Source organism: Kitasatospora dryopteridis (assembly GCF_050749075.1).
In the GTDB taxonomy this organism is placed as follows: Bacteria; Actinomycetota; Actinomycetes; order Streptomycetales; family Streptomycetaceae; genus Kitasatospora.
The window spans coordinates 7,933,292-7,959,334 of sequence record NZ_CP192749.1; the positions used below are offsets into that span (position 1 = coordinate 7,933,292).

Genomic DNA, 26,043 nt, shown 5'->3' on the forward strand with positions numbered 1-26,043 from the left:
GCCTTGGGCGGCGGCCCCGCGGGGTAGGCACCTGGCAGCATGCCGTCCAGGCCCCTTTCGCCTTTCGCCGTGCCGAAGGAGAACCGCCTCCGATGACTCCGCAGCTTCCGCCGCCCGCCCGCCGGACCCCTGCCTGGCTGGCCGACGCGGTGATCTACCAGATCTACCCGCAGACCTTCGCCGACTCCGACGGCGACGGCATCGGCGACTTCCCCGGCGTCCTCGACCACCTGGACCACCTCGAGCAGCTGGGGGTGGACGTCATCTGGTTCAGCCCGTGCTTCGCCTCCCCCTTCGGCGACGCCGGCTACGACGTCGCCGACTACCTCACGGTCGCGCCCCGCTACGGCACCAACGAGGACCTGGTCCGGCTGGTCGCGGAGGCCCGCCGCCGCGGCATCCGCGTGATGCTCGACCTCGTCGCCGGACACACCTCCCACCTGCACCCGTGGTTCCGGGCCTCCGCGGCCGACCCCGACGACGACCGGTACATCTGGTCGGACCGGATCGGCACCCCCGTCTCGCACTGGATCCCCGCACCGGGCACCCGCGAGGGCTACTACCTCGCCAACTTCTATCCCGTGCAGCCCGCACTCAACTTCGGCTACGCCCGCCCCCACCCCGACGAGCCGTGGCGGCAGGGCGTCGACGCACCGGGCCCGCAGGCCAACCGGGCCGCGCTGCGCGAGATCATGGAGTACTGGTTCGACCGCGGCATCGCCGGCTTCCGCGTCGACATGGCCTTCTCGCTCGTCAAGGACGACCCGGGGCTGGCCGAGACCGGCAAGCTCTGGACCGAGATGCGCGAGTGGATCGACTCGACCCACCCGGACTGCGCCCTCATCGCCGAATGGGGCGACCCGGCGGTCTCCGTCCCGGCCGGCTTCCACGCCGACTTCTTCCTGCACTTCGTCGGCGACGCCCTCCGCTCGCTGTGGGGCAACGCCCAGGGCAGCCACCGCGCGGACTGGGGCACCGACCCGTGCTTCTTCGCCCCCGAGGGCGGCGGCAGCATGGAGCCCTTCCTGGCCGCCTGGCAGACCGCGGCGGCCTCCGTCGCCGGCTCCGGGCACGTCGCCCTGCCCACCGCCAACCACGACTTCTCCCGGCTGGCCTGCGGCACCCGCACCCGCGACATGACCGCCCCCGCTTTCGCCTTCCAGCTCACCTGGCCCACCCTGCCGACCATCTACTACGGCGACGAGATCGGCATGCGGTACGTGCCCGGCACTCCCGACAAGGAGGGCGCCCAGCTCGACGACGGGCAGGTACGGCAGGGCTCCCGCACCCCCATGCAGTGGGACGACGGCCCCAACGCCGGGTTCTCCACCGCCCCCGCCGACCGCCTCTACCTGCCGGTCGACCCGGCCGCCGACCGCCCGACCGTCGCCGCCGCCCTCGCCGACCCCGACTCCCTGCTGCACCGCGTCCGCCGCCTGATCGCGCTGCGCCGCGCGCACCCGGCCCTCGGGAGCGGCTCGGGGATCGAAGTCCTGCACAGCGGCTACCCGTTCGTCTACCTGCGCGGCGGCACCCACCTGGTGGTGGTCAACCCGCGCCGCGAACCGGCCGGGGCCGACCTGGGCACCGCCCTCCGCCCGGCCGACCCGCGCCCGCTGGAGGTCGACCGGGTGACCGTGGCCGGCTCCCGGGTCGTCGCCGAGGGCTTCTCGTACGGGGTCTTCGAGCTCCGCGCGGAGGAGTGAGGCCGTGGCCGGCGGGGCCACCGAGGCGGTGGATCTCGCGGGCGACGTGGCGTTTGAGGCAGCGGAGGGCTTCGCGTCGGGTCCTGCCTTCGGCGATGCGTCGTCCGACGCAGCCGCGGGTGCGGGCGTCCCGGCGGAGGCGGGCCGGCACGATGGTGCAGAGCGCGGAGTTCGCCTGCCGGTCGCCGCCGCGGTTGAGGTGCCCGCGCCGGGTCTTCCCGGAGGGCTCCTCGATCGGGCCGGCGCCGCACAGGGCGGCGAATGCCGACGCGTTCGAGCGGCGGGCAGGTCGACCGGGTCCGGTCCGACGCGGGGACCACGGGCCACCGGTCCGGCCGTGGTTCTGACACCACTCCGCCTGCGCGCGGTGCCATCGGGTCGCCTCCCTCGCCCGTCCGGGTGGCTCCCGGGGCGCCGCGATCGTGCTTCGAGGCGACCGCGAGGGGGCGGTCGGAGGATCGGGCCTGCACACCGCGACGGTCGAGCCTCGGGAGGTACCGGTGGAGCAGAGTTCCGCGCAGCGCAGGCGGTGGCCCGAACGCCTGCTGAGGTTCGTGGCCCGGGGGCTGATGGCGTCCGGGGGGATCATGGTCTGCGGGCTGTTCCCGGACGCGGCCTCCGGGCGGGGCCCGTCCGGTCGGCACCCGGAGCGGCTGCGCCCCGACCTCGCACTCACCCCGTTGGAGCGGGCGCTGGCGGTGGAGCTCTTCCCGCAGGGGTGGCCCCGCGAGCCCTGAGCCGTGCGGCCCCGGGCCGAACCGCCGCGCCCCCGGAAGGGATCCGGGGGCGCGGCGGTCGCGTGTCGGGGCCGCGGGCCGGTCAGTCCTCCTCGACGGTCTCGAACACGTCGGGTTCCGGGGTGGCGAGGCTGCCGAGGTCGCGGACCTTCTCGCGGAACGCGTCGGCGCTCATCGCCGCCCGGTGCGACTGCGCGTCCGTCCAGCGCGCCGTCTCGACGAACACCTCGGGGCTGCGGGTCGAGCGGTACAGGGTGTGGCTGAGGAAGCCGGGCTGGCTGCTCATGTGCTCGGTGATGCCGGTGAGGACCTTCCGGAACGTCTCGACGTCGCCGTGCACCGTGAGCCGGTTGATGACCGTGATCATGTCCTGTCTCCTGTGGGTCGCTCCGAGGGGGAGGCCGACGCTCCGACGGCCTCGCGCAGACTGCGGCGGAGGATCTTGCCGTTCGGCGAGCGGGGGATGCGTTCGACCGCGTCGAGGTACTTGACGTGCTGGTAGTAGGGGAGCCGGTGGTTGACGAAGGCGGCCAGCTCGTCGAGGTCGGGGCCCGGGTCGGCGGCCGCGCCGGCGCCCGGTGCGAGGACCACGAAGGCGTGCGCCACCGCGCCCGTCGCCGCCTCGGGGTGGTCGACGACGGCGCAGTCCAGGACGGCCGGGTGGCGGATCAGGACCTGCTCGATCTCGGTCGGGGAGACCAGCCAGTTCTCGTGCTTGAAGACGTCCTTGATCCGGTCGACGAGGAACAGGTGGCCGTCCTCGTCCTGGTAGCCGACGTCGCCGGTGGAGAACCAGCCGTCGGCGTCGGTCGCCGGGCCGTCGGCGTGCAGGTAGCCGGCCATCAGCTGCGGACCGCGGACCTGGACCTCGCCGCGTTCCCCGGCCGGCAGCGGGGCCCGGCCGTCCACGTCCACCACCCGGCACTCCGTTCCGGGGACGGGCCGGCCGACCGAGCCCGGGCGGGGGTCGGCGGGCAGCTCGCAGTGGGTCAGCGGTGAGGTCTCGGCGAGCCCGTAGCCCTGCACCACCGGGACGCCGAACTGCTCGCCGAGCGCCCGGGCCCGGGCCGGCTGCAGCGCGGACCCGCCGGACAGCACCGCCTTGACGGTGTCCAGCGCGAGCTCCTCCAGGGCCGGGTCGGCGGCCAGGGCGGCGAGGCGGACCGGCAGGCTGTAGAGGTGGGTGGCCCGGTGCCGGTTGGCCGCCGCGACGGCGGCGGTGGGCGCCGAGTCGGGGCAGAGCACCTGCGTCGCCGCCGCGTACACGGCCGAGTTGAGGTGCATGGGGTGGTACAGCGGCAGGTGGTTGACGGTGACGGAGTCGCCGTCCAGGGCGTGCACGGCGGCGATCTGCGCCGCGTTGGTCACCAGGTTGCGGTGCGTCAGTTGCACGGCCTTCGGGTCGCCGGTGGTGCCGCTGGTGAACTGGATGCACGCCACCGAGTCGAGGTCGGGCGCCGGGTCGCGTTCGCCGGGCGGCAGCAGCCCGATGGGCAGCCGCTCGGCGGTGATCACCCCGCCCAGCCCCGGCAGCCGCGGGCGCAGCCGCTCCAGCCGTTCGGCGACGTGCGGCGGGGCGACCACCACGGCCACCTCCGCCGTGCCGAGGGCGTGGACCATCGCGTCGTCGCCCATCAGCGGGTTGACGACGGCCACCGTGTGGCCGGCCCGGACGGCGCCGTAGTAGGCGACCACGAACGGCACGTCCAGGCTCGCCACCACGCCCACCACCGCACCGGTCCGGCCGACCGCCGCGGTGAGCGCGCCGGCCGCGGTGTCCACCTCGGCGTCGAGGTCCGCGTAGGTCGTGTCGCCGAGCGGCGTGCGGACGGCGACCCGGTCGGGGGCCTCGGCCGCGGCCCGGCGCAGCAGGCCGTCGAGCGGGAGGTCGGGCACCAGGCCGTCGAGCCGGAGGTCGGGACCGGTGGCGGGGGCCGGGCCGACCACGGTGTCAGCAGCGGGCCGCACGGAGGCGCTCCTCGGCGAACTGCTGGGCGTAGCGCAGGGTCTGCAGGCTGTTGGTGCTGAGCACCCGGCGCAGGTAGGCGCGGGCGTCGGCGACCGTGGTGCCCTCGCCGAGCAGGTGCAGGGCGGAGGGCTTGACGGTGGCGGTGTGCCGGGCCCTGGCGATGACGCCCTCCGGGGTCTCCTCGAACACCCAGTGGCCGGTGTGGCCGTCCAGCAGGGCCGGGAGGTTGATCTGCTTGTAGACGATCTTGTTGATCTCGGGCAGGCAGACCCGGACGGACCGGGTGGTGTGCTCGCTCCCGTCCGGGGTGTGGGTGTGCATGTCGAAGAACTGGATGCCGGGGGTGTCCTCGGTCATGTCGAGCTTGGTGACGTGCGGGACCCGCTCGGGCCACCGGTCGGCCGCGTACAGGAACTCGTAGACGTCCTCCAGCCGGCCGCCGATGAACAGCGGGTCCTCGAAGGAGATGACCCGGGGCTCCAGGTCGCCCCACTGCTCGGCGGTCCCGCGCAGCGACTCCACCTGGGCGGGGGCGCGCTCCTCGTGCTCCGCCGTCGTCCGGGCCACCGCCTCGGGGTCGTCGCCGGCGACGGTGAAGGTGTGGACGAGCTCCACCGCGGTCGCACCGTCGCCGTGCGGGGTGAACGTCCAGGTGGCGGTGGCGGACTCGAGCGGCGCCGGCGGCGCCACCTGCTCCAGCGCGATCCGCAGGTTCGCGCGGTCGAGCCGGCGGCGGGCGTCCCACGCGTGCACGCCGGTGCCGCCGGTCAGCGCCCAGCGGCGCACCAGCTGGGTGCCGTCGGCGTCCTCCTCGAGGACCTCGCCGTGCACGGCGGGGCCGAAGTGCTGCACCCAGGCGGCGAGGTCCGCCGTCAGGTCGAAGCAGAGCCCGGCCGGTGCCCGGACGATCGCGTTGTGCCGGACGGTGTGCGTGGTCGACATGCTGTGTTTCCTCTCGACGGATCTGGTTCCAAAAGGTCACGGGCCGTGCGGGGCCCGCGGGTTCGGGGCCGGCGGTGCTGAGTCCGGGGCCGGGCGGGGCCGCCGGTCAGCGTCCGCCGGAGACGTCGACGACGGAGCCGGTGATGTTGCCGTTCGCGGCGGAGCACAGGAAGGCGATCGTGCGCGCCACGTCGTCGGGCGTGCTGAGCCGCCCGGTCGGCGTGCGGAGGGTCTCGCGTTCGCGGACCTCGGCAGGCAGGTCGGCGAGGACGCCGTCGGTGCGTGTCAGGCCGGGGCTGACCACGTTGACCAGCACGCCGTCCGGCCCGGCGTCCCAGGCGAGGCTGCGGGCGAAGCCGTGCAGGGCGGCCTTGCCCGCGGCGTAGAACTCCTGCCCGGGGGCGCCGTCCCGGGCGAGGTGGGAGGAGAGCAGGGCCACCCGGCCCCACCCGCGGGCGCGCATCCCGGGCAGCACCAGCTGGACGGTGCGCAGGGTCTGCTCCAGGTTGTCCCGCAGCAGCGGCTGCCACTCCCCGGCCGGCACCTGTTCGGTGCGGCTGCCGGGCGGGCGGCGCCGGCCGCGGCGGAGCGCGTTGGCGACGAGGACGTCGACGCCGCCCCAGCACCGTTCGACCTCGGCGAGCGCCGCATCGACGGAGGACGGGTCGCCCAGGTCGTACGGCACGGCGAGGGCCCGGCCCGCGGCGGCGCCGAGCTTCTCGGCGAGGGCCCGCGCCCGCTCCCCGCCCGTGCGGTACGTGATCGCCACCCGGGCGCCCTCGGCGGCGAACGCCCGGGCGGTGTGCCGGCCGATGCCGGCCGAGGCGCCGGTGACCAGGACGGTCCGGTCGGTGAGTCCGAGGTCCACGGTCACACCTCCCGGGCGGCGGGGCGGATGCCGCGCAGCACGTCGAGGGCCTCGGCGAGGTCCGCCGGGGCGAGGGGCCCGCCGCGGGCGCACAGGTAGCCGTCCGGCCGGACGAGCAGCCAGCCGCCCGGCGGCAGGCCGAGGTCGGCGCGGAGCGCGCCGTCCGGGTCCGGCAGGCCGCCCGGGCCGTCGCCGCCGACGGTGCGCACCGACAGCCAGGCGCCGTGCTCCTCGCGGGCCGTCGCGGCGGCCCCGGCCGCGCCCCCGTGGCCGGTGGCGACCACCAGGCTGGGCCGGAGGTCGCGCAGTTCGTCGAGCAGGGCGCTCCACCCGGGGCCGTCGGCCCGTTCCGCGGCGACCTGGCTGATCCGGCTGCCGGAGCGCGGCCCGACGGCCCCGTCCGGGCGGCGGTCGGGGACGGTCAGCGGGCTGTCCGCGTAGTCCAGCGACAGGGCGGACATCGTGCCGATGATCTTCCGCTCGATCCGGCCGCGCAGCGGGGCCAGGTTGCGGACGAGGGCGAACACCAGCGGCAGGGCGGCGCCGGCCGCCGAGTTCCGCAGCTGCACCAGGCGGGTCGCCCGGCGGGTGGAGCCGAGCAGTGCCCGGCCGACCGGCACCCGCTCGGCCGAGTAGCTGTCGAGCAGGGCGGACGCCGCCAGGCCCTGCGCGACCAGGGCGAGCTTCCAGGCGAGGTTGTACGCGTCCTGGAGGCCGGTGTTCAGGCCCTGACCGGAGGCGGGGCTGTGCACGTGCGCGGCGTCCCCGGCGAGCAGGCAGCGGCCGCCGCGCATGGCGGGGACCATGCGCTGCTGGATGGTGAAGACCGACACCCAGCTCGGCCGGTGCACGGTGACGGGCCGGCCGAGCCCGCGGCGCAGCTTGCCGGCGAACCGCTCGGCCACGTCCTGCGGATCGCCCCCGTAGGAGGTGTCGGCGGTGTCCAGCAGCCGCCACTTGCCCTCCTGCGGGAAGGGGACGGCCATGACCGTGCCGCTGCCGACCTTGATCCAGTGGATGCTGTTCTGCGGCAGGTCCACGTCGACCTCGGCGTCCGCGATCAACCAGGTCTCGGTGGAGTCGCCGATCAGCGGCAGCCCGAGCAGCCGCCGGACGGTGCTGTGCCCGCCGTCGCACCCCACCAGCCAGTCGACCCGGGCCCGTTCGGTGCCGGCCGGGCCGCTCAGTTCGACGGTCACCCCGTCGTCGTCCTGCTCGAAGCCCTCCAGCCGCACCCCCCACTCGATCTCCACGCCGTGCTTGGCGACGGCGTGGCGCAGCACGTCCTCGGTGGCGGCCTGATCCACCATCAGGGTCATCGGGAAGCGGGTCGGGACCCGCGAGTAGTCCGGCCCGAGGACGGCCAGCCGACGGCCGTTCAGGTGCATGGTGAACCGCTGGACCACCCGGCCGCGCGGCATCATGTCCGCCAGGACGCCCTGCTGGTCGTACACCTCCAGCGAGCGGGCGTGCGTCGCCATCGCCCGGCTGGTGACGGCGGGACCGTCGGCCGCGTCGACCAGCCGCACCGGCACGCCGCGCCGGGCGAGCTCGAACGCGGTCATCAGACCGACCGGGCCGGCGCCCGCGACCAGTACCCGCGGCCCGTCCGGCGGTGCCGCCGGGCCCTTCTCCGCCGTCGTCATGTCCGCCTCCTGGCAGTGTCGGTGGTCCCGGCCGTGGTCCCGGCGGGGTCGGTGGCCCCGGCGGGGCCGGAGCGGGAGCGGGCCCGGAGCGCGGCCGGGGCCACCGGGAGCAGCCCGGACCGGCGCGCCTCGGCGAGCGTCGGGGCCCGCCGGTCGCGCTCGGAGAGCAGCCGGCCCGGGGTGTCCGGCCACGGCAGGGCCAGCTCCGGGTCCAGCGGGTGGACCGTCCGCTCCAGCTCCGGCCGGTACGGCGCGGAGCAGAGGTAGAGCACCGTCGCGCCCTCGGTGAGGGCGGCGAAGCCGTGGCCCAGCCCCGGCGACAGCTGCACGGCCCGTCGGCGGCCGGGACCGAGCCGGACGGAGTCCCACTGCCCGAACGTGGGAGAGCCCACCCGGACGTCGACCACCACGTCCAGCACCTCGCCCGCCACGCAGGTGACGTACCGGGCCTGCCCGGGCGGGGTGGCGACGTAGTGGACGCCGCGGACCACGCCCCGACGGGAGACCGAGAGACCGGCCAGGGCCACCGGCACCGGCCCGCCGGGCGCGGTCGGCCGGCCCACCGAGTACAGCTCCGTGAAGGTGCCGCGCTCGTCGTGGTGCGGCCGCAGCTCGACCTCCCAGGCCCCCTCCACCGCTAACGGACGCATGCCGCACGCTCCTTCCGCACCACGTCCTCCAGCACCGGGACGGCCTCCGCCGGCGAGGGGAGGCCGGCGATCTCCTCCGCCAGCCCGGCCGCGGCCCCCCGGGCCCCCCGGTCGGCCAGCAGCGCCCGGACGCCGTCCGCGACCCCCGCCGCGTCGGCCCGCTCGGGCGGCAGCCAGCGGCCCGCGCCCAGCTCCGCCAGCCGCTGCGCGTACACGGTGGTGTCGGACAGGTAGTACGGCAGGACGAGCTGCGGCAGCCCGTGCACCAGGGAGGTCATCGCGGTGCCCGGCCCGCCGTGGTGGACCACCAGGTCGCAGGCCGGCAGGACGGTGTCCAGCGGGAGCCAGCCGACGGCACGCACCGACTCCGGCAGCGGCCCGGCGGCCGTGCCCTCGCCGGTCGCCAGCACCGTCTCCACCCCCGCCCCGTGCAGGGCCTCCGGAAGCGCCGCCAGCAGCTCGGACCTGACGGCGGGAAAGGCACTGCCCAGCGTCACGCAGACCCGGGGACGCTCCCGGGGACGGTGCACCCAGGACGGCACCGGGGCGGGGCCGTTGTACGGCAGGTAGCGCACCCGCCGGACGGGCGCGGCCGGAACCCCCGGCAGCTGCAGCCGCGGCGGGCACGGGTCCAGCAGCAGCCGCGGCGCCGGCAACCCGGGCAGACCCAGCGCCGCCAGCTCCGGGGCCAGCTCCTGCTCGGCCGCCTCGGCGTACAGTCCGGACAGGCGCAGGCCCCAGCCGTGCTCCACCCAGGGCAGACCGAGGTGCGCGGCGACCAACCGGCCCGCGTACTCGGTCGGTTCGCTGACCACCAGGTCCGGGCGCCACCGCTCGGCGATCCGCACGGTCCGCTCCAGGACGTGCGCGGCCAGCCGCCCGAAACCACGGCCGCTGCGCCGCACCCGTCCTTCCGGGTCGGCCGGCCGGGCCGCCGGCGTCCCGTCCCGCTCGAAGCCGATCATCCCGCCCATCGACACCCCGCCGGCGTTCGCGGTCGCGGGCAGACCCGCCCCGGCCGCCACGTCGGGGAATTCCCCGGGCGCCGCCAGCAGGACCTCGTGCCCCGCCGACCGCAGTGCCCAGGAAATGGGCACGAGCGGCAGGACATGCCCGTACATGGGCGCCGCGGTGAGCAAAATCCTCATGCGCCCCACCATGGCAGAGCCGGGCCTCCCCGGAATAGGGCGGAATCGGCTCCTCGATTCAGGGTCGAGCCGGGCTCGACCGCTTCTCAGGTCCGCGCGCGGGAAACTGCGGGCGGGCCGAACCGGCCCAGGATTCGGAGGGCCCAGAAAATGCGCGTGCTGTTCACGACCTTCCCCTCGCCGTCCCACCATTTCCCGATGGTTCCGCTGGAATGGGCGGTGCGCTCGGCCGGCCACGAGGTGCGCGTCGCCAGCGCGCCCTCCCTCACCGCGGCCGTGACCGCCTCCGGGCTCCCCATGGTCGAGGTCGGCTCCGCGGTGAGCCTCGGCGGCAGCGCCCGCAACCGCGACCTGACGGCCTGGCACGACCACGACCGCTGGCCGGCCCGCTGGCCGGTCGAGCCCGGCCTGCTCGACGACTCCCGCAAGCGACTGCTGGAGGCCCTCGGACAGCGGCAGTTCGCCATGGCCGGCAGCATGCTGGACGACCTGCTGGCCTTCGCCCGGCACTGGCGGCCCGACCTCGTCGTCCACGACGCCGTCTCGTACGCCGGCCCGGTCGTCGCCGCCGCCCTCGGCGTGCCGAACGTCAGCCACCTCTGGGGCAGCCCCGGCCTCCAGAAACTCGAGATGAAGGGCTTCGGCGACGAGCCGCAGGACGGCTACGCCGCGCTCTTCGACCGGGTCGGCGCCGACGTGCGGACCCGGCCCGCCGCCTGGATCGACCCGTGCCCGCCGAGCATGGGGTTCGGCCCGCTGCCGGACGTCCGGCAGGAACGGTACGTCCCCTACAACGGCCCCGGCACGATGCCGTCCTGGCTGCTCGACCCGCCGCAGCGCCCGCGGGTCTGCGTCACCTGGGGCGCCACCACGGCCGAACTGCTCGGCTCCGCCATGACGGACCTGCTCCGCCAGGCGGTCGAGGCGGTCGCCGGCCTGCCGGTGGAGGTCGTCCTGGCCACCACCGCCGACCAGCGCGACCTGCTCGGGGAACTGCCGCCCTCGGTGCGCACCGCGGTCTCGCTGCCGCTGCACCTGCTGCTGCCCGGCTGCGCCGCGGTGGTCCATCACGGCGGGGCCGGCACCACCCTCACCGCGGCCGGCGCCGGCGTCCCCCAGGTGACCGTCACCCGCCGGCCCGAGCCCACCCTCAACGCCGAGCGCCAGGCCGCCACCGGCGCCGGCATCCACCTCACCTACGGCGAACTCGCCCGGGAGGCCGACCCGGTCGCCGCGATCCGCGAACGGGTCGCCGCCGTCCTCGCCGGGGCCTCCTACCGGGACGCCGCCCGGAAACTCGCCGCGGAGATCGCGGAACAGCCCGCCCCGGCCGAGGTCGTCGCCGAACTCGAAAAGCTGGCCTGAATTCCCCGGACCACCCGCGCCGGCCGAAAACCGGCGGATCCGAACCCCACCCGGGGGCACCCCCGTCTCAGCAGAGAGAGGCATTCATGAGAAAAGCACCGTCCACCACCGCCGTTCCGGACGGATCCACCGCAGGCCACCTGGTGTCACTCACCGGACTGCGCGGAATCCTCGCCATCACCGTATTCGGCGCGCATTTCTTCCTCTCCTTCAGCTTCGCCGGGGGGACCTTCGACTCGGCATTCGTGCAGGACGTCTTCCACGTCCTGTTCTCCCGTTCCGGCGGCCCCGCGGTCTCCTGCTTCTTCCTGCTCAGCGGCTTCGTGCTGACCTACATCGCACGGCCCGGCGACACCGCGCGCTCCTTCTACCGGCGGCGGATCGCCAAGATCTACCCGGTGCACCTGGTCACCGCCGCGATCGCGTTCGTCCTGGTCGCCGTCGACTACGGAGTCCCCGGGGCCAAGGTCACCCTGGCCCACGTCTTCCTGGTGCAGAACTGGGTGCCCAGCCAGTGGTACTACCTGACCATGACCGGCCTCGACTGGTCGCTCAGCTGCGAGGCGTTCTTCTACCTCTGCTTCCCGGTCCTGGTCCCCGTCCTGGCACGGGCGAAGAACCGGCAGCTGTACGCCGCCGCGGCGATCTGCACCGTGCTCGCCCTCGCCCTGCCGCACGTGGTCTCCCGCACCTTCGCGCTGACCCACCCCGACCCGATGGAGATGGTCCCGACCGGGGACTACGGCGGGCCGATCGGCTACTGGTTCGCCTACGTCTTCCCGCCGATGCGGATGGCGGAGTTCGTCATCGGCATCGCGCTCGCCCTGCTCGTGCGCCGGGGCGCCTGGCGCGGCCCCGGCGTCGCCCTCGCCCTGCTGCTCACGGCCGCCGGCTGGGGCGTCAACCTCCACCTGCCGAGCTACCTGCCGCTGGGTGCGGGCATGGTGATCCCGTTCGCCCTGCTGATCGCGGCGCTCAGCCGCGCCGACATCACCGGCGGCTGGTCCCCGCTGCGCTGGCGCCCGCTGGTCTGGCTGGGCGAGATCTCCCTCTCCTTCTACCTCACCCACCTGCTGGTGCAGGAGCAGCTGTTCAGCCGCCTGTGGACCGCGGGCGTCGACGCCGACCTGCTGCCGGTACCGCTGCCGGTGCTCTCCTGGTGGGTCGGACTCCTCTCCTTCACCGCCCAGTTCCTTCTCGCGCTGGCCGCCGCCTGGCTGATCCACCGGCTGGTCGAACGCCCGATGGTCCGGCTGCTGCGCCCGCGCGACGTCCCGCCCCTGCCGATCACCACAACCCCGGGCGGTGCGCCGCAGCCGCGTTCGGCCGAGGCGACGCACCTGGTGGAGAAATGAGCGAGATGCGCGTCCTGGTCACCGCCTCCGGCTGGCCCACCCACTACATGGCCATGGTGCCGCTCGCCTGGGCCCTGCGTGCCGCCGGCCACGAGATCCGGGTCGCCGCCCAGCCGTCCATGCGGCCGGCGATCGTCCGCTCCGGCATGCCGATGGTCCCGGTCGGGCCCGACGTCGACTACCTGGCGGTGCGCCGCCGGACCCTGTCCCAGGAGAAGGCGGACGGCACCCCCGGCACCGCCGAGGAGATCCGCGAGGCGGCCGGCGCCGACGACGGCGGCCTGTTCGGCGCCTGGGCCGAGGCCACCACCGCCGCCCTGGACGACACCGTGGCCTTCGCCCGGGCCTGGCGGCCCGACCTCGTCATCGGCGACACCATGGCTCCGGCGGCCCTGGTCGCCGCGCACGTCCTCGGCGTGCCCGGCATCCGCCACCTCTGGGGCCCGGACATCCTCGGCTCCGAGGGCGGCGAGAAGATCCTCGACATCCTCCCCGGCTACTGGGAGCCCTACCGGCGGCACGGCCTCGACCTGCACGGGCAGGACCCGGCCCACCGCACCGTCTCACCCTGCCCGCCCAGCCTGCAGGCACCGCCCGCACCGACCCGGCTGCACCTGCGCTGGCCGCCCTACAACGGCCCCGGCACGGTGCCCGAGTGGGCCGACCGGCCCCCGGCCGGCCGCGGATCGCCCTCACCTGGGGCACCTCCACCACCGGGGTCCTCGACGGCACGGGCACCCGCCTCGCCGACGTCCTCGCCGGGCTCACCGGACTCGACGCGGAGATCGTCGTCGCCGTCACCGCCGACGAACGGGAACGCCTCGGCACACCGCCGCCCGGCGTCCGGGTGCTGGAGAACCTGCCGCTGCACGTGCTGCTGCCCGGCTGTGCCCTGCTGGTCCACCAGGGCGGCTTCATGACCGCGCTCACCGCGGCCCACCACGGCGTGCCGCAGCTGCTGCTGCCGCAACTGCCCAACCAGATCAGCGACGCGAAGGCCCTGGCCGCCTCCGGCGCCGCCCGGATCCTGCCCGCGGAACGCACCGGGCCGGACGACGTCCGCGCCGCCGCCGCGGCCGTGCTCGGGGACGACTCCCACGCCGTCGCCGCCCGGCGCCTGCAACGGGAGATCCTCGACCAGCCCACCCCGCGCGAGGTCGCCCGCGCACTGTGCGACCTCGCCGCGGCCGGGACATGAGGCCGGCCCCCGGCGGCAGCCGCGCACCGCTGGTCGTCGTCCTCGGGGCCTCGGGATACATCGGATCGGCCGTCGTGGCGGAACTCGCCCGGCGGCCGGTCCGGCTGCGCCTGGTGGCCCGGCGGCCCGCGGTGCTGCCCGCGGACCGCGCCGCGGTCGTCGAGGACGTCCCCGCCGACCTGTCCGTGCCCGGCGCGGGGGCCCGGGCCGTGGCCGGTGCCGACGCCGTCCTCGACCTGGTCGCCCACCTCGACCGGACCGTCGGCTGGCGGGCCGCGGAGGGCGACGGGGAACGGCTCGGCGAACGGCTCGGAGTCGGCCTGGTGCACGAGATCGCCGACGCCCTGCGGGCGGCCCGCCGCCCGCCGGGCACACCGCCCCCGCTGGTGGTCCTGGCCGGCTCCGCCTCCCAGGCCGGCCGCGGCGGGCCGGTCGACGGCACCGGCCCCGACCGGCCCGCCACCGTGTACGCCCGTCAGAAGACGGCCGCCGAAGCGGTGCTGAGGGCGGCCACCGCCGAAGGCGTGCTGCGCGGCGTGTCGCTGCGCCTGCCCACCGTCTACGGCAGCGGCCCCGGGCCGGACGGCAACGGGGTGGTCGCCGCGATGGCGCTGCGCGCCCTGGCGGGGCAGCCGCTCACCGTCTGGGGCACCGGGAGCGTCGTGCGGGACCTGCTGCACGTCACCGACACGGCCGCCGCGTTCGCCGCCTGCCTCGACCACGGCGCCGAACTCGCCGGCCGGCACTGGACGGTGGGCACCGGGCGGCCCGTCCGGGTGCGGGAGCTCTTCACCGCGGTCGCCCGGGCCGTCGCGGCCCGCACCGGCCGCCCGCCCGTCCCGGTCGTCTCCGTGCCGCCGCCCGCGGCGGCGACACCCGCGGACGCCGCCGGAACGGTCGTCGACGCCTCGGCGTTCCGGGCCGTCACCGGCTGGTGCCCCCGGCGGGACCTGCCGGAGGCGCTGGACGAACTGGCGGCCGTCCTCGCCGGGCGCACCCCCGGACCGTGACCCGCACGCCGTGAACGGGCCGGCCCCGCTCGACGATCGAGCGGGGCCGGCCCGTCCGCTGCGGCGCCATGGTTCAGACGATCCGCACCTCGGGCACGTAGACGATCCACCGCCCGCCCGCGCGCCGGAACCCCTCCTCCTTCGCCATGATCTCCTCGGCGTGGTTCCAGGCGAAGAGCACGGCGTAGTCCGGGTAGGCGGCGGCGAACTCCTCCGGCGAGCGCACCGGGATGTGCGAGCCGGGGCTGAGCCTGCCCTGCTTGGCCGGCGTGCTGTCGGCGATGTACGCGACCAGCTCGGGGCCGATGCCGCAGTAGTTGGTGAGGGTGGCGCTCTTGGCGGTGGCGCCGTAGGCGGCGACGGTGGCGCCCTCAGCCCGGCAGCGCTCCAGGACCGCGCGCAGGTCGTCGCGCACCTTGTCGACGGCGGCCCCGAACCGCTCCAGGGTGTCCCGTTCGGTGATCCGGGCCGCCTTCTCCCGCTCCAGGAACAGGCCGACCGCCGGGGTGGGGGTGCGGGCACCGCGGCGCGCCACGGTGTAGCGGATCTCGCCGCCGTGCACGTCCAGGTGCTCCACGTCGACCAGCTCGAAGCCGTAGTGGGCGGCCATCGCCTGCACGGAGCGGACCGTGAAGAAGTAGAAGTGCTCGTCGTAGATCTGGTCGAACGAGGTCCGCTCGAAGATGTCCGCCAGGTACGGGTCCTCGAAGACGAAGACCCCCTCCGGGGCGAGCAGGGCGTCGACGCCGCGGAAGACCGAGTCGACGTACGAGATGTGCGAGAAGGTGTTGGCGGCGTAGACGACCTGGGCGGGCCCCTCCGCGGCGGCGATCTCCGCCGCAGTGGACTCCTCGAAGAAGGCGTTGCGCACCCGGATGCCCTTGGCGGCGGCGGCCTCCGCCACGCCCGCGCACGGCTCGACGCCGAGGTGGCGGCGGCCGGCCCGGTGGACGGTGTCGAGCATGATGCCGTCGTTGCTGCCGAACTCGACCAGGAACGCGTCGGGCCCGCGCAGCTCGGTGTCGAGGAAGTGCCGGGCGGTGGCCCGGAAGTGCTCCTGCATGACCGTGGAGCCGGACGAGAGGTACGGGTAGTCCGTCCGGAACATCCGCTCCCGCGGGACGTCCTCCAGCAGCTGGACCATCGTGCAGGCGTCGCACATCGCGACCGCCAGACGGTGGAAGAACTCCTCGGTGCCGCCCGCCGGGTCGACGAACGCGTCGGCCAGCGGTTGTCGGCCGAAGTCGAAGAACTCGTGCAGGGCGCCGCCGCAGATGCGGCATTCGGGCGTGGCAGACATGATGGCTCCTCAACTCCTGTCGATGACGCGGACCGCCGGCCGGTCGGGCGGGCGGGGGCCCGGGCCGGACCGTCCCGCGCCCGGGACGGTCCCTGTGATCGGGAGCGTCCCGGACGCGACTCGACAAACGGTTGAGGTGCACTGGACGACGGGCGGGTCCGGCCCGCCCGGCCGTCAGACGGGGAGGACCCGGCGCAGGTACTCGCCGGTCACCCCGGGCCCGGCGGCGATCTCGGCCGGCGTCCCCTCGTTGACCACCCGGCCGCCGCGGTCGCCGGCACCCGGACCCATGTCGATGATCCAGTCGGCGCAGGCGGCGACGTGCAGGTCGTGCTCGGCGATGACGACCGAGTTGCCGTTCGCCAGCAGGATGTCGAAGGCGTCCACCATCCGCTGCACGTCCGAGGGGTGCAGCCCGGTGACCGGCTCGTCCAGGAGGACCAGGCCGCGGCCGCGCCCGGTGGTGCCGAGCAGGATCGCGTTGGCCAGCTTCAGCCGCTGCGCCTCGCCGCCGGACAGCTCGGTGCCGCTCTGGCCGAGCTGGAGGTAGCCCAGGCCGGCCCGCTGGACGGCGCGCAGCGTGGTGGCCAGGCCCGCGGGCTCGGTGAGGAACTCCGCCGCCTCGTCCACGGTCATGGCGAGGACCTCGTCCACCGCCTTGCCCCGGTAGGTGACGCCCAGCACCTCGGGGGTGAACCGCCGGCCCTCGCAGACGTCGCACTCCACCCACATGTCGGGCATGAAGTGCAGGTCCACCTGGCGCCGCCCGTAGCCGGTGCAGGTCTCGCAGCGGCCGCCGGGGGAGTTGAAGGAGAACGCGCCGGGGCCCAGGCCGAGCGCCTTGGCCCGCGGGGTGGCGGCGAAGAGCTTGCGGACGGTGTCGAAGGCCTTGGTGTACGTGGCGGGGTTGGAACGGGGGGTGCGGCCGATCGGGTCCTGGTCGACGACGGTCACCCAGCCGAGCCGCCCGGCGCCCTCGACGCCGGCCATCGCCGTCGGGCGCTCGCCGCGCAGCACGGCCTCCAGGCCGGCGCCCAGCGCCCGGTGCAGCAGGCTGCTCTTGCCGCTGCCGCTCACCCCGGTGATGCAGGTCAGGGTGGACAGCGGGATGTCCACGCGGTCGAGTCGGACGTTGTGGACGTCGACGCCGAGCAGGCTCAGGCGCGCGGCCGCCCGCGCGTCGAACCGCCGGGGGCGGTGCACCCGCGGGCCGCGCCCGGCGAGGTAGGCGCCGGTGACCGACTGCGGGTGGTCGCTCAGCTCGGCGGTCGGCACCGAGGCGACCAGCGTGCCGCCCCGGCGTCCTGCGCCGGGGCCGAGGTCCACCACCCAGTCGGCGAGGGCGATGAGTTCGGGGTCGTGCTCGACGAGCAGCACGGTGTTCCCGGCGTCGCGCAGGTCGGTCAGGATCTCGCGCAGCGGGTGCTTGTCGGCGGGGTGCAGGCCGGCACTCGGCTCGTCCAGGACGAAGACGATGCCGCTGAGGTCCATGTTCAGCTGGGCGGTGACCCGGGCCCGCTGGAGCTCGCCGCCGGACAGCGACGGCGCCGTACGGGTCACCTGGAGGTGGCCGAGGCCGAGTTCGACCATCAGCCGGACCCGGCGCGCGAGGTCCGGCAGCACGTTGACGGCGACCTCCCGCTGCATCGGGGTGAGGGTGGCGTCGATGCCGTCCACCCAGGTGCGCAGCTCCTCCACCGGCAGCTTGATCACCTCCGGGTAGGTGAGGCCGCCGAGTTCGAGGGTCCGGGCGGTCTCGCCGAAGCCGGTGCCGTGGCAGGCGGGGCACGCCACCCGGACCATGAAGCGGGCGTAGGCCTCGCGCGCGGTGTCGGTGCCGGAGGCCTCGTACAACCGGGTGACCTCGCGGACGGCGCCGATCAGCGGGACGCTGCGCTCGATCACCGTCTCGGTGCCGGACTTCTTGTGCCGGTTGGTGATCTTGAAGGTGACCGGTTCGCCGTCCGTGCCGTGCAGGACGGCGTGCCGGAAGGCCCCGGGGAGCTCGCACCAGGGCAGGTCCAGGTCGGCGCCGTGCGCCGCGGCGAGGGCGGGGAGTGCCAGGTGCTCGCCGGAGTTGGTGCGCCCGAACCACTCGCCCGCGCCGCCGAACAGCGGGAGGTCGGGCCTGGTGATGATCCGGTCCGGTTCGGCGCTGTCGGTGTGGCCCATACCGGCGCACCGCTTGCAGCGCCCCTCCATGCTGTACCGGTCGAAGTAGGCGCTGGTGAGGTTGCGCAGCTCGGGGTGCTCGACGGCGAGCGGGCCGAGCGCGGGCATCCGGGCGAAGAGCAGCCCGAGGAAGTCGTTCAGCCCGCTGATGCTGCCGAGGGTCGAGCGGGGGCTGCGGTTGAGCCGTCGCTGGTCGACCGCGAGGGTGACGCCGAGCCCGCTGATCCGGTCCACCTGGGGCCGGTCCTTGGGGGAGATGAACTGCCGGAAGAACGGCGAGATGCCGTTCAGGTAGCGCAGTTGGGCCTCCGCGTGCACGGTGTCGATGGCCAGGGACGTCTTCCCGCTGCCGCTCACGCCGGTGAAGGCGACGATCTTGTTCTTCGGGAACGTGACGCTGACGTCCTTGAGGTTGTGCGTCCTGGCGCCGACGATCTCGATGACATCCCCGCCCGGGACGTGGTCCGTGTGGCTCACTGGGGCTCCTCCCATGCCGTCCGATGAACTTGACTCTCGATACTACTCTCACGATACTAAAGCCGTGAATCTAACTCGACTCATGGTCCTCGGGACGCTGCAGAACAGTGGTCCGCTCCACGGCCACGAAATCCGCCGCATCGCCGAGGTGACGAGCGTCAGCAGTTGGGGCGGCGTCAGCGTGGGCGCCCTCTACCGTGAGCTCCGGACGATGGACGAGACCGGCCAGGTCGAGTCCGTCCGCACCGAACAGGTGGGCAGGCGGCCGGCGAGAACCGTCTACCGCATCACCGCCCAGGGCGAGACGGAGCTGCGCACCCTGCGCGAAGAGGCCGTCACGGAGATCCACCACGGCACCGACCCGTTCGGCGTCGCGCTGCTCTTCACCCGGACCGACGACCTGCCCACCCTGCTCGGCCTGCTCAAGCGCCGCCGCGAGGCGCTCCGCGTGCTGCGCGACGGCATCGCGGCGGAGGGCGAGGCCCTGCACAGCGCCGGCGCGATCGGCCCGCTCGACGCGGTGATGTTCCGCCGCCGAGTGATCCAGCTCGACGCCGAACTCGCCTGGCAGGACGACCTGGACCGGGTCATCGAGCAGGCCGTCGCGGACGCCTCCGGCCCCCGCCCCACGGGCGGCGCCGACGACCCCGGTGCGGCCGACCCGGCCGACCCGGCCGACGAGACCGACGAACCGACCACGGAGGTCCACACATGAACATGATCGAAGTCCACGGGCTCGCCCGGACGTTCCAGGCGCCGCACGGGGAGGTGAACGCGGTGCGGGGCGTCGACTTCACGGTCGCCGCCGGTGAGATCGTCGGCTTCCTCGGCCCGAACGGCGCCGGCAAGACCACCACCCTGCGCATGCTGACCACGCTGCTGCGGCCCACCGCCGGCACCGCCACCGTGGCCGGCGCCGACCTGCTCGCCGACCCGGTCGGCGTCCGCCGCCGGATCGGCTACGTCGCCCAGGGCGGCGGCGCCAACCCGGCCGAACTGGTCGCCAACGAGCTGATGCTGCAGGCCCGGCTGTACGGCATGTCCAAGGCCGACGCCCGGACCCAGATCGACTCCCTCGCCGCCCAGTTAGGCCTGCAGGACCTCCGGACGCGGCTCGTCGGCAGCCTCTCCGGCGGCCAGCGGCGCCGGCTCGACATCGCCCTCGGGTTGGTCCACCGCCCGCCGCTGATCTTCCTGGACGAGCCCAGCACCGGTCTCGACCCGACCAGCCGCAGCAACCTGTGGGAGCACATCCGCCGTCTGCGCGACGAACTCGGGGCCACCGTCTTCCTCAGCACCCACTACCTGGACGAGGCCGACGCGCTCTGCGACCGGATCCTCATCATGGACAGCGGCACCATCCTCGTCGAGGACAGCCCCGAGGAGCTCAAGCGGCGGGTCGAGGGCGACGCCGTCACCATCGAGGTCGCACCCGGCACCGTGCAGGAGGCCGCCACCGTGGTCGAGGGGCTGCCCGGCACGTACGGGTTGACCACCGCCGGCGACACCCTCCGCTTCCGCGCCGGGCACAGCAGCCGGACCATGATCGACCTGCTCCGCGCCCTGGAGGCGCGCCAGGTCGAACCGGTGTCCGTGCAGGTCGACCGTCCGACCCTGGACGACGTCTTCCTCACCCTCACCGGCCGCTCCGAGGAACCCGCCACCGCCGGCGCCGTCTGAACAGGGGGCTGACATGCAGACACTTCGCGACACCCTGCTCGTCTTCGACAACCAGGTCCGCTTCACCTTCCGCAACAGGATCACGATCGTCCTCGGTCTGGTCCAACCCGTCCTCTACCTCGTGCTGTTCGGCCCGCTGCTGACCAAGGTCGGCGGCATGGGCGGCGACGGCGACACCTGGCAGACCTTCGTCCCCGGCGTCCTGGTCTACCTCGCACTCTTCGGCGCCGGATTCTGCGGCTTCGGCATCATCTCGGACGTCCGCTCCGGTGTGATCGAACGGCTGCGGGTCACCCCGGTCAGCCGCTTCGCCCTCCTCATGGGGCGGGTCGGGCGGGAAATCGCCATCCTGCTCACCCAGTCGGTGATCATCGTCGCGGTGGGCGTCCTGCTCGGCCTGCGGGCCGGCGTCCTCGGCATCCTCGCCGCCGTCGTCCTCGTCGTCCTGCTGGGCACCGCGCTGGCCTCGCTCTCGCTCGCCCTGGGCGTGGCCCTCAAGTCCGAGGACCAGTTCGCCCCACTGCTCACCTCGGCCGCCCTGCCGATCATGCTGCTCGCCGGCATCCTGCTGCCGATGAGCCTCGCACCGACCTGGCTGGACGTGCTCTCCCGGTTGAACCCGCTGCGGTACGTGGTGGAGGCCATCCGCGACCTGTTCGCCGGCCACTACGCCACCGCGGCCGTGCTGGAGGGCACGCTCGTCTCGGTCGCCCTGGCCGCCGTCTGCGTCGCGGTCGGCACCCGCACCTTCGCCCGTGAGAACGCCTGACGCACACCGCACGGGAGCCCGGGGAGCCTGACGGCTCCCCGGGCTCCCCGCATCGGGTGAACTCCCCGCGCGCCCCGGGGGTGCGTCACCCCGGCAGGCGGCCTTCCAGGTAGAGGTACCCCTCGTGGTCGACCCGGCCCAGGTCACCGGTCCGCAGCCAACCCCCGGCCAGGGCCCGCCGGGTGGCGGCGGGGTCGCGCCAATACCCGCTCATCATGTGCGGGGCGCGCAGCCGGATCTCGCCGGAGCGGCCCGCCGGCCGCCGTTCGCCGTCCGGACCGCACACCCGCACGTCGACCGCGGGCAGCGGCTGCCCGACCGAGGCGAGCAGTTCGGGCCGGGCCCCCGCCGCCGCCCGGTGGTCCTCCTGCCGCAGCAGGCTGATCGCGCGGATCTCGCTGCTCACGTAGTTCTGCGACAGGATCGGCCCGAACGCCTCCACCGCCCGCCGTACCACGGACGCCCGCACCGGCCCGTTGCCGTACGGCAGGTAGCGCAGGCTCGACAGGTCGGTGCGCTCCAGGTCCGGGTGGGCGACCAGCTCGGCGAAGTGCTGCGCCGGCAGGTAGGTGCTGGTGATCCGCTCCGACTCCACGGTGGCCAGGACCCGTCCGGCGTCGAAGCCGTTCATCAGCATGACCGTGCAGCCCGCCCGCATCAGCATCAGCGCGACCTCGCCGCCGTTGCCGGCCAGCGGGCTCACCGCGAGCGTCGTCACCCCGGCCGGGAAGTCGCCGAGTTCGCCCTCGTGCGGCCGCCGCCAGGTGACGTTCATCGCGGAGAACCGGTGGACCGCGCCGCGGCGCCGGCCGGTGGTGCCGCGGGAGTACGCCACCAGGGCGATGTCCTGCTCCCGGGCACGCGGCCGCATCGGTCCGCCCGGCATCCGTGCCGCCAGGGCGGACAGGTCGGTGCCGAAGCCCGGCACGCCGAGGGAGAGCACGCCGGGCTCCGGCGTGCCCAGGGCCCCGGCGCCCCACCGGTCGACCACGAAGACCGCGGGCCGCTGTTCGGCGGCCACCTCCCGGGCGGCGGCCACGTCCGCCGGGTCGCCCGCGTGCAGGGCGGCGAACCGGCAGCCCAGCAGGTGCGCGGCGAGCCGCAGGGCGACGTGCTCGGGGGAGTTGCCGGCCAGGCAGACCACGCCCTCGCGGTGGGTCATCCCCATGTCCTCCAGGGCCCGGGCGATGCGGCTGCTCTGCTCCACCAGCTCGCCGAAGCCCACCCTCCGGTCCCCGTCCCGCAGCGCGGTCCGGCCCGGCCACCGGCACAGCCCCTCGAAGAGTTCGGCCGCGTAGCGGGACGGGGCGCCGCGTCCGGTGCGCTCCCGGGTGGGCAGGGACTTCCGGGGCTCAGCCATCGAGGTCCCCCCGGGACACCACCGGGCCGAGGACGTCGTCGATCCGCGCCATGGTCTCCGGGTCGAGTTTCGTCCCGGACGCGGCGGCGTTCTCCCGGACCTGCTCCGGCCGGGACGCGCCGATCACCGCACCGGCCACGTTCGGGCGGTGCAGCACCCAGGCGACGGCCAGCTGCGGCAGGGTCAGGCCGGCCTCCGCGGCGACCGGTTCCAGCCGTGCGACCCGTTCCAGGACCTCGTCGGTCAGCAGCCGCCGCATGAACCTCGCCCGGCCGCCGACGAGTTCGGCGGCCCCGCGGGAGCCCTCCGGGGCGGGGGAGTCCGGCCGGTACTTCCCGGTGAGCACCCCCTGGGCCAGCGTGAAGTACGGGATCTGGCCGATCCCCAGCGACTCGCAGACGGGGACGACCTCCGCTTCCGGCTCGCGCCACAGCGCCGAGTACTGCGGCATGTTGTAGATCAGCTGGACGTTCAGCTCCCGGGCCAGCCGGGCCGCTTCGGCGATCTGCGGGGCCGTCCACTCGGAGACGCCGAGGTAGAGCACCTGGCCGGCCCGGACCAGGTCCGCGAAGGCGGACACGGTCTCCTCCAGCGGGGTGTTCGGGTCGTACCGGTGTGCGGTGTAGAGGTCGACGTAGTCGGTGCCGAGCCGGCGCAGCGAGGCGTGCAGGGCCTCGCGGACGTGCTTGCGGGACAGGCCCGAGCCGTTGGGCCCGGTGCCGGTGGGGAAGAAGACCTTGGTGCAGATCACCACGCCGTCCCGCGGTTCCCCGGCCAGGGCGCGGCCGAGCAGTTGCTCGGAGCGGCCCATGCCGTAGATGTCCGCGGTGTCGAAGGTGGTGATCCCGCTGTCCAGGGCCGCCCGCAGGCAGGCGAGCACGCTCTCGTCGGGCGTGCTGTCCTGCGGGTAGAGCAGGTTGCCGAAGACGAGCTCGCTGATCCGCAGCCCGCTGCGGCCCAGGTACCGGTGCTCCATGCCGTGCTACCTCCAGTCCTGTGGTCCGAACCACCGGGTCAGTGCCGCCGCCAGCCCGTCGGTCGTGCCGGCGGGGCCGGGTGCGGCGGCCCAGGCGACGTGGCCGTCCGGCCGGACCAGCAGGGCGGTGGGTGCGTCCTGCGGTGCCCGGGCCGTGGTGATGTCGATCCGGTTCCGCCAGGGGGCGGCCGTCCGGGCCGGTGCGCCGCCGGCGGTCAGGTCGATCAGCACCCCCCGGCCGCGGCGCAGCAGTTCGGCGGTGCGGGTGGGCAGGCCGTCCGCCTCGAGGTCGAGGTCGGGGGCGAACCGGCCCTCCAGCGGGTGCCGGTCCGCCGTGCCGCCGTCCGGGCCCTCCTCCTCGCCGTAGCGCAGGTCGAGCCCGTTGAGGGCCGCGGTCAGGTGCCGGTTGGTGTCCTCGAGGAACAGCAGTTCCTCGAACACCTGCCGCAGGGCGGTGACGTGGTGCTCGTCCGGGTTCATCAGGGCGAGCTGGGCCCGGGTGTACAGCAGCACCCGTTCGACGGCCCGGTGCCGTTCCCGGTGGTAGGTGTCGAGCAGGCCGGGCGGGGCCCAGCCGTGGATCTCCGCCGCCAGCTTCCAGCCCAGGTTGACGGCGTCGTGGACGCCGGTGTTCAGCCCCTGGCCGCCGATCGGGAAGTGGACGTGGGCGGCGTCCCCGGCCAGCAGCACCCGGCCGGACCGGTAGGTCTCGGCGAGCCGGGTCGCGTCGCTGAACCGGGACATCCACAGCACCGGTTCCACCAGGTCGAGTTCACGGCCGTGCACGCGGTGCACGGCCGCCCGCAGTTCCTCCAGGGTGACCGGCTGCTGCGGCGACGGGTGGGGGCGGCCGTACTCGATGACGACCACCCGGCCGGTGCCGCCCTCCGGCGGGAAGGCGAGCACCACCACGCCGTTCCCGGTGCGGAGCCAGCGCTTCGGCACGTCCCGCTCGGTGAGGGTGACGTAGCCGATCAGTGCGCTCACCGAGGGCGCGAACCCGGGGAAGCCGATGCCCGCGAGCCGGCGCACCGTGCTGCGGCCGCCGTCGCAGCCCACCAGGTAGCGGGCCCGGACGCGCCGTTCGCCGTCGGGGGCGGCGAGGGTGACGGTGACCCCGTCCGCGTCCTGGGCGAGGCCGGTGAGTTCGTGGCCGCGCCGGATCTCGGTGTCCAGGGCGGCGGCGTGTTCGGCGAGCAGCTCCTCCGTCCTGGACTGCGGCACCAGGAGGCTGTACGGGTGCCCGGTCTCCACCAGGGTGTGGTCCAGGCCCCGGCTGAAGATGCCGCCGAACGGCAGGCCGGAGACGGTCGCCATGCCGTCCTTGAAACGTTCCAGCAGGCCGCGCATGTCCAGGTACTCGACCGTGCGGGTGTGCAGCACGCCCGCACGGTCGTGGCCGGCGGGCTCGGTGAGCCGTTCGACCACCAGGACGCGGACGCCCGCCAGGCGCAGTTCCGCCGCGAGCATCAGGCCGACCGGCCCGCTGCCCGCGACGACGACGTCGTACTCCACCGTGCCCCCTCAGCCGTCGATGTCCGTGGTGGCGCCGGCCCGGAGCCACGCCTCGATCCGGTCCACCGCCGACGCCAGCGGGGGCATCGCGAGGATCTCCTCGCGCAGCCCGAGCGAGGCGGTGGCCTGCGGTGCACCGGGTCGGACCAGTTCGGCCACCGCGGAGCGGATCGCCGGGGCGTCGGCGTGCTCGGCGGTCAGCTGGATGCAGGCGCCGGCTGCCTCCAACAGGTCGGAGTTGAGCCGCTGTTCGAACAGGTGCGGCATGGTCAGCTGCGGCACGCCGAAGCGGGCCGCGGAGAGCACCGTGGTGGCGCCGCCGTGGTGGACCACCGCCGAGCAACTCGGCAGGACGGTGTGGATCGGCAGGTCCTGGACGATCCGGACCTCCGGCCCGCGGTCGCCGAGCAGCTCCCGCTCGGCGGCGGTGACCGCCAGCACCGGCTCCACGTCGAGACCGGCGAGCGCGTCGAGGATCTTCGGGACGAGGAACATCTCGGGCTGGTCGGTCGCGGTGGAGGTGAAGGTGCCCCAGGTGATGCAGACCCGGGGCCGGACCGGCGGTTCGAGCACCCACGGCGGCACCACGCCCGGTCCGTTGTACGGCACGTACTCCATCGGCAGCGACGGCCCGGGCGCGGTTATGCGCAGGCTCGGCGGCGTCGGGTCGACGGCGAGCCGGTCGAAGGCACCGGGGGCCTCGGCGCCGTACAGCGCGTAGGTGGGGCCGAGGCGTTCCAGGACGTGGTGGGCGAGCCACTTGCCGGGGTCGGTGCCGTAGAGGTCCGGCCCCCAGGCGTGCCGGACCACCGGGGCACCCACCACCTGCCCGGCGACCGACGCGGCGAACGCGACCGGGTCGCGGACGATCAGGTCCGGCCGCCACGCCCCGGCGAGCGCGACCACGTCGGGCGCCATCATCTCGGCGACGCGGTGGAAGATCGTGATGATCGCGTCCCGCGTCCGGTACAGCCCGGGATCGGTCTCCGCCACGAACTTGCGGTGCAGCCGGGCGAAGTCGAGGTCCGGGCCGACCGGCACGGCGGTCATGCCGGAGGCCAGGACGGTCTCCACGACGTGCGGTTGGGCCGCCACCCGGACCTCGTGGCCGGCGGCGCGGAAGGCCCAGGCGAGCGGGGCCATGAACATGTAGTGCGACGGCCAGGCCGCCGTCGTGAACAGGACGCGCACAGCGACTCC

General features: G+C 74.7%; 22 protein-coding genes and 2 pseudogenes. 10 read left to right on the top strand and 14 right to left on the bottom strand.

Features of this window, described 5'->3' with window-relative positions; translation table 11 throughout:
* The first annotated feature begins 92 nt into the window (after positions 1-92).
* Positions 93-1,706, top strand: coding sequence for an alpha-amylase family glycosyl hydrolase (locus ACQ614_RS36220; protein ID WP_431683363.1), 1,614 nt, complete (start codon positions 93-95; stop codon positions 1,704-1,706).
* 130 nt (positions 1,707-1,836) lie between these two features.
* Here ACQ614_RS36220 and ACQ614_RS36225 read toward each other — a convergent pair.
* Positions 1,837-2,295: pseudogene (locus ACQ614_RS36225) on the bottom strand (transposase); the annotation flags it as partial.
* Between ACQ614_RS36225 and ACQ614_RS36230 the strand changes: the two are divergent.
* Positions 2,207-2,443, top strand: coding sequence for a DUF6059 family protein (locus ACQ614_RS36230; RefSeq protein WP_431683364.1), 237 nt, complete (start codon positions 2,207-2,209; stop codon positions 2,441-2,443). The pseudogene ACQ614_RS36225 and the gene ACQ614_RS36230 overlap by 89 nt on opposite strands.
* A gap of 82 nt (positions 2,444-2,525) precedes the next feature.
* On the opposite strand, the gene ACQ614_RS36235 is transcribed toward ACQ614_RS36230, so the two are convergent.
* From ACQ614_RS36235 to ACQ614_RS36265, 7 genes are all read right to left on the bottom strand, one after another.
* A complete protein-coding gene (locus tag ACQ614_RS36235; RefSeq protein WP_431683365.1) occupies positions 2,526-2,810 on the bottom strand; it encodes an antibiotic biosynthesis monooxygenase family protein in 285 nt (94 codons plus the stop codon).
* On the bottom strand, positions 2,807-4,411 hold the full coding sequence (locus ACQ614_RS36240; RefSeq protein ID WP_431683366.1) for a class I adenylate-forming enzyme family protein: 1,605 nt from the start codon (positions 4,409-4,411) through the stop codon (positions 2,807-2,809). Before ACQ614_RS36240 ends, ACQ614_RS36235 begins: the two co-directional genes overlap by 4 nt.
* The gene (locus ACQ614_RS36245) at positions 4,395-5,354 is read right to left on the bottom strand and encodes an aromatase/cyclase (protein ID WP_431683367.1); all 960 of its coding nucleotides are present in this window, start codon (positions 5,352-5,354) and stop codon (positions 4,395-4,397) included. The genes ACQ614_RS36240 and ACQ614_RS36245 overlap by 17 nt, the downstream gene beginning before the upstream one ends.
* Before the next feature lie 106 nt (positions 5,355-5,460).
* Entirely contained in the window at positions 5,461-6,222 is a 762-nt protein-coding gene (locus ACQ614_RS36250) for an SDR family NAD(P)-dependent oxidoreductase (RefSeq protein WP_431683368.1), read from the bottom strand.
* A 2-nt stretch (positions 6,223-6,224) separates the two neighbouring features.
* Complete coding sequence (locus ACQ614_RS36255; RefSeq protein ID WP_431683369.1) at positions 6,225-7,868, bottom strand: FAD-dependent oxidoreductase; 1,644 nt, start codon at positions 7,866-7,868, stop codon at positions 6,225-6,227.
* Positions 7,865-8,518 carry a dTDP-4-dehydrorhamnose 3,5-epimerase family protein gene (locus tag ACQ614_RS36260; RefSeq protein ID WP_431683370.1) on the bottom strand — a complete coding sequence of 218 codons (654 nt, stop codon included), beginning with the start codon at positions 8,516-8,518 and terminating at the stop codon, positions 7,865-7,867. The genes ACQ614_RS36255 and ACQ614_RS36260 overlap by 4 nt, the downstream gene beginning before the upstream one ends.
* A complete protein-coding gene (locus ACQ614_RS36265) occupies positions 8,506-9,666 on the bottom strand; it encodes a nucleotide disphospho-sugar-binding domain-containing protein (RefSeq protein WP_431683371.1) in 1,161 nt (386 codons plus the stop codon). The genes ACQ614_RS36260 and ACQ614_RS36265 overlap by 13 nt, the downstream gene beginning before the upstream one ends.
* Positions 9,667-9,864: 198 nt before the next feature.
* On the opposite strand from ACQ614_RS36265, the gene ACQ614_RS36270 reads away from it, so the two are divergent.
* From ACQ614_RS36270 to ACQ614_RS36290, 5 genes and pseudogenes are all read left to right on the top strand, one after another.
* Positions 9,865-11,031: a nucleotide disphospho-sugar-binding domain-containing protein gene (locus ACQ614_RS36270; protein WP_431683372.1), complete on the top strand. Its 1,167-nt coding sequence runs from the start codon at positions 9,865-9,867 to the stop codon at positions 11,029-11,031.
* Positions 11,032-11,117: 86 nt separating this feature from the next.
* Positions 11,118-12,386 (top strand): acyltransferase family protein, encoded by a 1,269-nt coding sequence (locus tag ACQ614_RS36275; protein ID WP_431683373.1) that lies wholly within the window; start codon positions 11,118-11,120, stop codon positions 12,384-12,386.
* Positions 12,387-12,439: 53 nt separating this feature from the next.
* Positions 12,440-13,057 (top strand): annotated as a pseudogene (locus tag ACQ614_RS36280) (nucleotide disphospho-sugar-binding domain-containing protein); the annotation flags it as partial.
* The gene (locus ACQ614_RS36285; RefSeq protein ID WP_431683374.1) at positions 13,042-13,584 is read left to right on the top strand and encodes a glycosyltransferase; all 543 of its coding nucleotides are present in this window, start codon (positions 13,042-13,044) and stop codon (positions 13,582-13,584) included. The pseudogene ACQ614_RS36280 and the gene ACQ614_RS36285, both read left to right, overlap by 16 nt.
* Positions 13,581-14,594 carry an NAD-dependent epimerase/dehydratase family protein gene (locus ACQ614_RS36290; protein WP_431683375.1) on the top strand — a complete coding sequence of 338 codons (1,014 nt, stop codon included), beginning with the start codon at positions 13,581-13,583 and terminating at the stop codon, positions 14,592-14,594. Before ACQ614_RS36285 ends, ACQ614_RS36290 begins: the two co-directional genes overlap by 4 nt.
* A gap of 73 nt (positions 14,595-14,667) precedes the next feature.
* Here ACQ614_RS36290 and ACQ614_RS36295 read toward each other — a convergent pair whose 3' ends face one another.
* Together ACQ614_RS36295 and ACQ614_RS36300 are read right to left on the bottom strand one after the other, a co-directional pair.
* Positions 14,668-15,894: a class I SAM-dependent methyltransferase gene (locus tag ACQ614_RS36295; RefSeq protein ID WP_431683376.1), complete on the bottom strand. Its 1,227-nt coding sequence runs from the start codon at positions 15,892-15,894 to the stop codon at positions 14,668-14,670.
* A 174-nt stretch (positions 15,895-16,068) separates the two neighbouring features.
* Positions 16,069-18,543, bottom strand: a complete 2,475-nt coding sequence (locus ACQ614_RS36300; RefSeq protein ID WP_431683377.1) for an excinuclease ABC subunit UvrA — start codon at positions 18,541-18,543, stop codon at positions 16,069-16,071.
* Between the two features lie 64 nt (positions 18,544-18,607).
* Between ACQ614_RS36300 and ACQ614_RS36305 the strand changes: the two genes are divergently transcribed.
* Genes ACQ614_RS36305 through ACQ614_RS36315 form a run of 3 tightly spaced genes read left to right on the top strand, consistent with a single transcriptional unit; the run spans position 18,608 to position 20,992 of the window.
* On the top strand, positions 18,608-19,258 hold the full coding sequence (locus ACQ614_RS36305) for a PadR family transcriptional regulator (RefSeq protein WP_431683378.1): 651 nt from the start codon (positions 18,608-18,610) through the stop codon (positions 19,256-19,258).
* Positions 19,255-20,223, top strand: coding sequence for an ATP-binding cassette domain-containing protein (locus tag ACQ614_RS36310; protein WP_431683379.1), 969 nt, complete (start codon positions 19,255-19,257; stop codon positions 20,221-20,223). The genes ACQ614_RS36305 and ACQ614_RS36310 overlap by 4 nt, the downstream gene beginning before the upstream one ends.
* 13 nt (positions 20,224-20,236) lie before the next feature.
* Entirely contained in the window at positions 20,237-20,992 is a 756-nt protein-coding gene (locus ACQ614_RS36315; RefSeq protein ID WP_363494105.1) for an ABC transporter permease, read from the top strand.
* Positions 20,993-21,077: 85 nt separating this feature from the next.
* On the opposite strand, the gene ACQ614_RS36320 is transcribed toward ACQ614_RS36315, so the two are convergent.
* The 4 genes from ACQ614_RS36320 to ACQ614_RS36335 are packed head-to-tail and all read right to left on the bottom strand — an operon-like array spanning position 21,078 to position 26,034.
* Positions 21,078-22,352, bottom strand: coding sequence for an AMP-binding protein (locus tag ACQ614_RS36320; RefSeq protein WP_431683380.1), 1,275 nt, complete (start codon positions 22,350-22,352; stop codon positions 21,078-21,080).
* A complete protein-coding gene (locus ACQ614_RS36325; RefSeq protein ID WP_431683381.1) occupies positions 22,345-23,328 on the bottom strand; it encodes an aldo/keto reductase family protein in 984 nt (327 codons plus the stop codon). Before ACQ614_RS36325 ends, ACQ614_RS36320 begins: the two co-directional genes overlap by 8 nt.
* Positions 23,329-23,334: 6 nt before the next feature.
* Positions 23,335-24,843: an FAD-dependent monooxygenase gene (locus tag ACQ614_RS36330; protein WP_431683382.1), complete on the bottom strand. Its 1,509-nt coding sequence runs from the start codon at positions 24,841-24,843 to the stop codon at positions 23,335-23,337.
* Between the two features lie 9 nt (positions 24,844-24,852).
* A complete protein-coding gene (locus tag ACQ614_RS36335) occupies positions 24,853-26,034 on the bottom strand; it encodes a nucleotide disphospho-sugar-binding domain-containing protein (RefSeq protein WP_431683383.1) in 1,182 nt (393 codons plus the stop codon).
* Positions 26,035-26,043 lie beyond the last annotated feature (9 nt).

Coding starts and splice junctions, on each gene's coding strand:
- ACQ614_RS36220 (WP_431683363.1), top strand. CDS start 93: ATGACTCCGCAGCTTCCGCCGCCCGCCCGCCGGACCCCTGCCTGGCTG.
- ACQ614_RS36235 (WP_431683365.1), bottom strand. CDS start 2,810: ATGATCACGGTCATCAACCGGCTCACGGTGCACGGCGACGTCGAGACG.
- ACQ614_RS36245 (WP_431683367.1), bottom strand. CDS start 5,354: ATGTCGACCACGCACACCGTCCGGCACAACGCGATCGTCCGGGCACCG.
- ACQ614_RS36255 (WP_431683369.1), bottom strand. CDS start 7,868: ATGACGACGGCGGAGAAGGGCCCGGCGGCACCGCCGGACGGGCCGCGG.
- ACQ614_RS36260 (WP_431683370.1), bottom strand. CDS start 8,518: ATGCGTCCGTTAGCGGTGGAGGGGGCCTGGGAGGTCGAGCTGCGGCCG.
- ACQ614_RS36265 (WP_431683371.1), bottom strand. CDS start 9,666: ATGAGGATTTTGCTCACCGCGGCGCCCATGTACGGGCATGTCCTGCCG.
- ACQ614_RS36270 (WP_431683372.1), top strand. CDS start 9,865: ATGGTTCCGCTGGAATGGGCGGTGCGCTCGGCCGGCCACGAGGTGCGC.
- ACQ614_RS36275 (WP_431683373.1), top strand. CDS start 11,118: ATGAGAAAAGCACCGTCCACCACCGCCGTTCCGGACGGATCCACCGCA.
- ACQ614_RS36290 (WP_431683375.1), top strand. CDS start 13,581: ATGAGGCCGGCCCCCGGCGGCAGCCGCGCACCGCTGGTCGTCGTCCTC.
- ACQ614_RS36295 (WP_431683376.1), bottom strand. CDS start 15,894: ATGTCTGCCACGCCCGAATGCCGCATCTGCGGCGGCGCCCTGCACGAG.
- ACQ614_RS36310 (WP_431683379.1), top strand. CDS start 19,255: ATGAACATGATCGAAGTCCACGGGCTCGCCCGGACGTTCCAGGCGCCG.
- ACQ614_RS36315 (WP_363494105.1), top strand. CDS start 20,237: ATGCAGACACTTCGCGACACCCTGCTCGTCTTCGACAACCAGGTCCGC.
- ACQ614_RS36320 (WP_431683380.1), bottom strand. CDS start 22,352: ATGGCTGAGCCCCGGAAGTCCCTGCCCACCCGGGAGCGCACCGGACGC.
- ACQ614_RS36325 (WP_431683381.1), bottom strand. CDS start 23,328: ATGGAGCACCGGTACCTGGGCCGCAGCGGGCTGCGGATCAGCGAGCTC.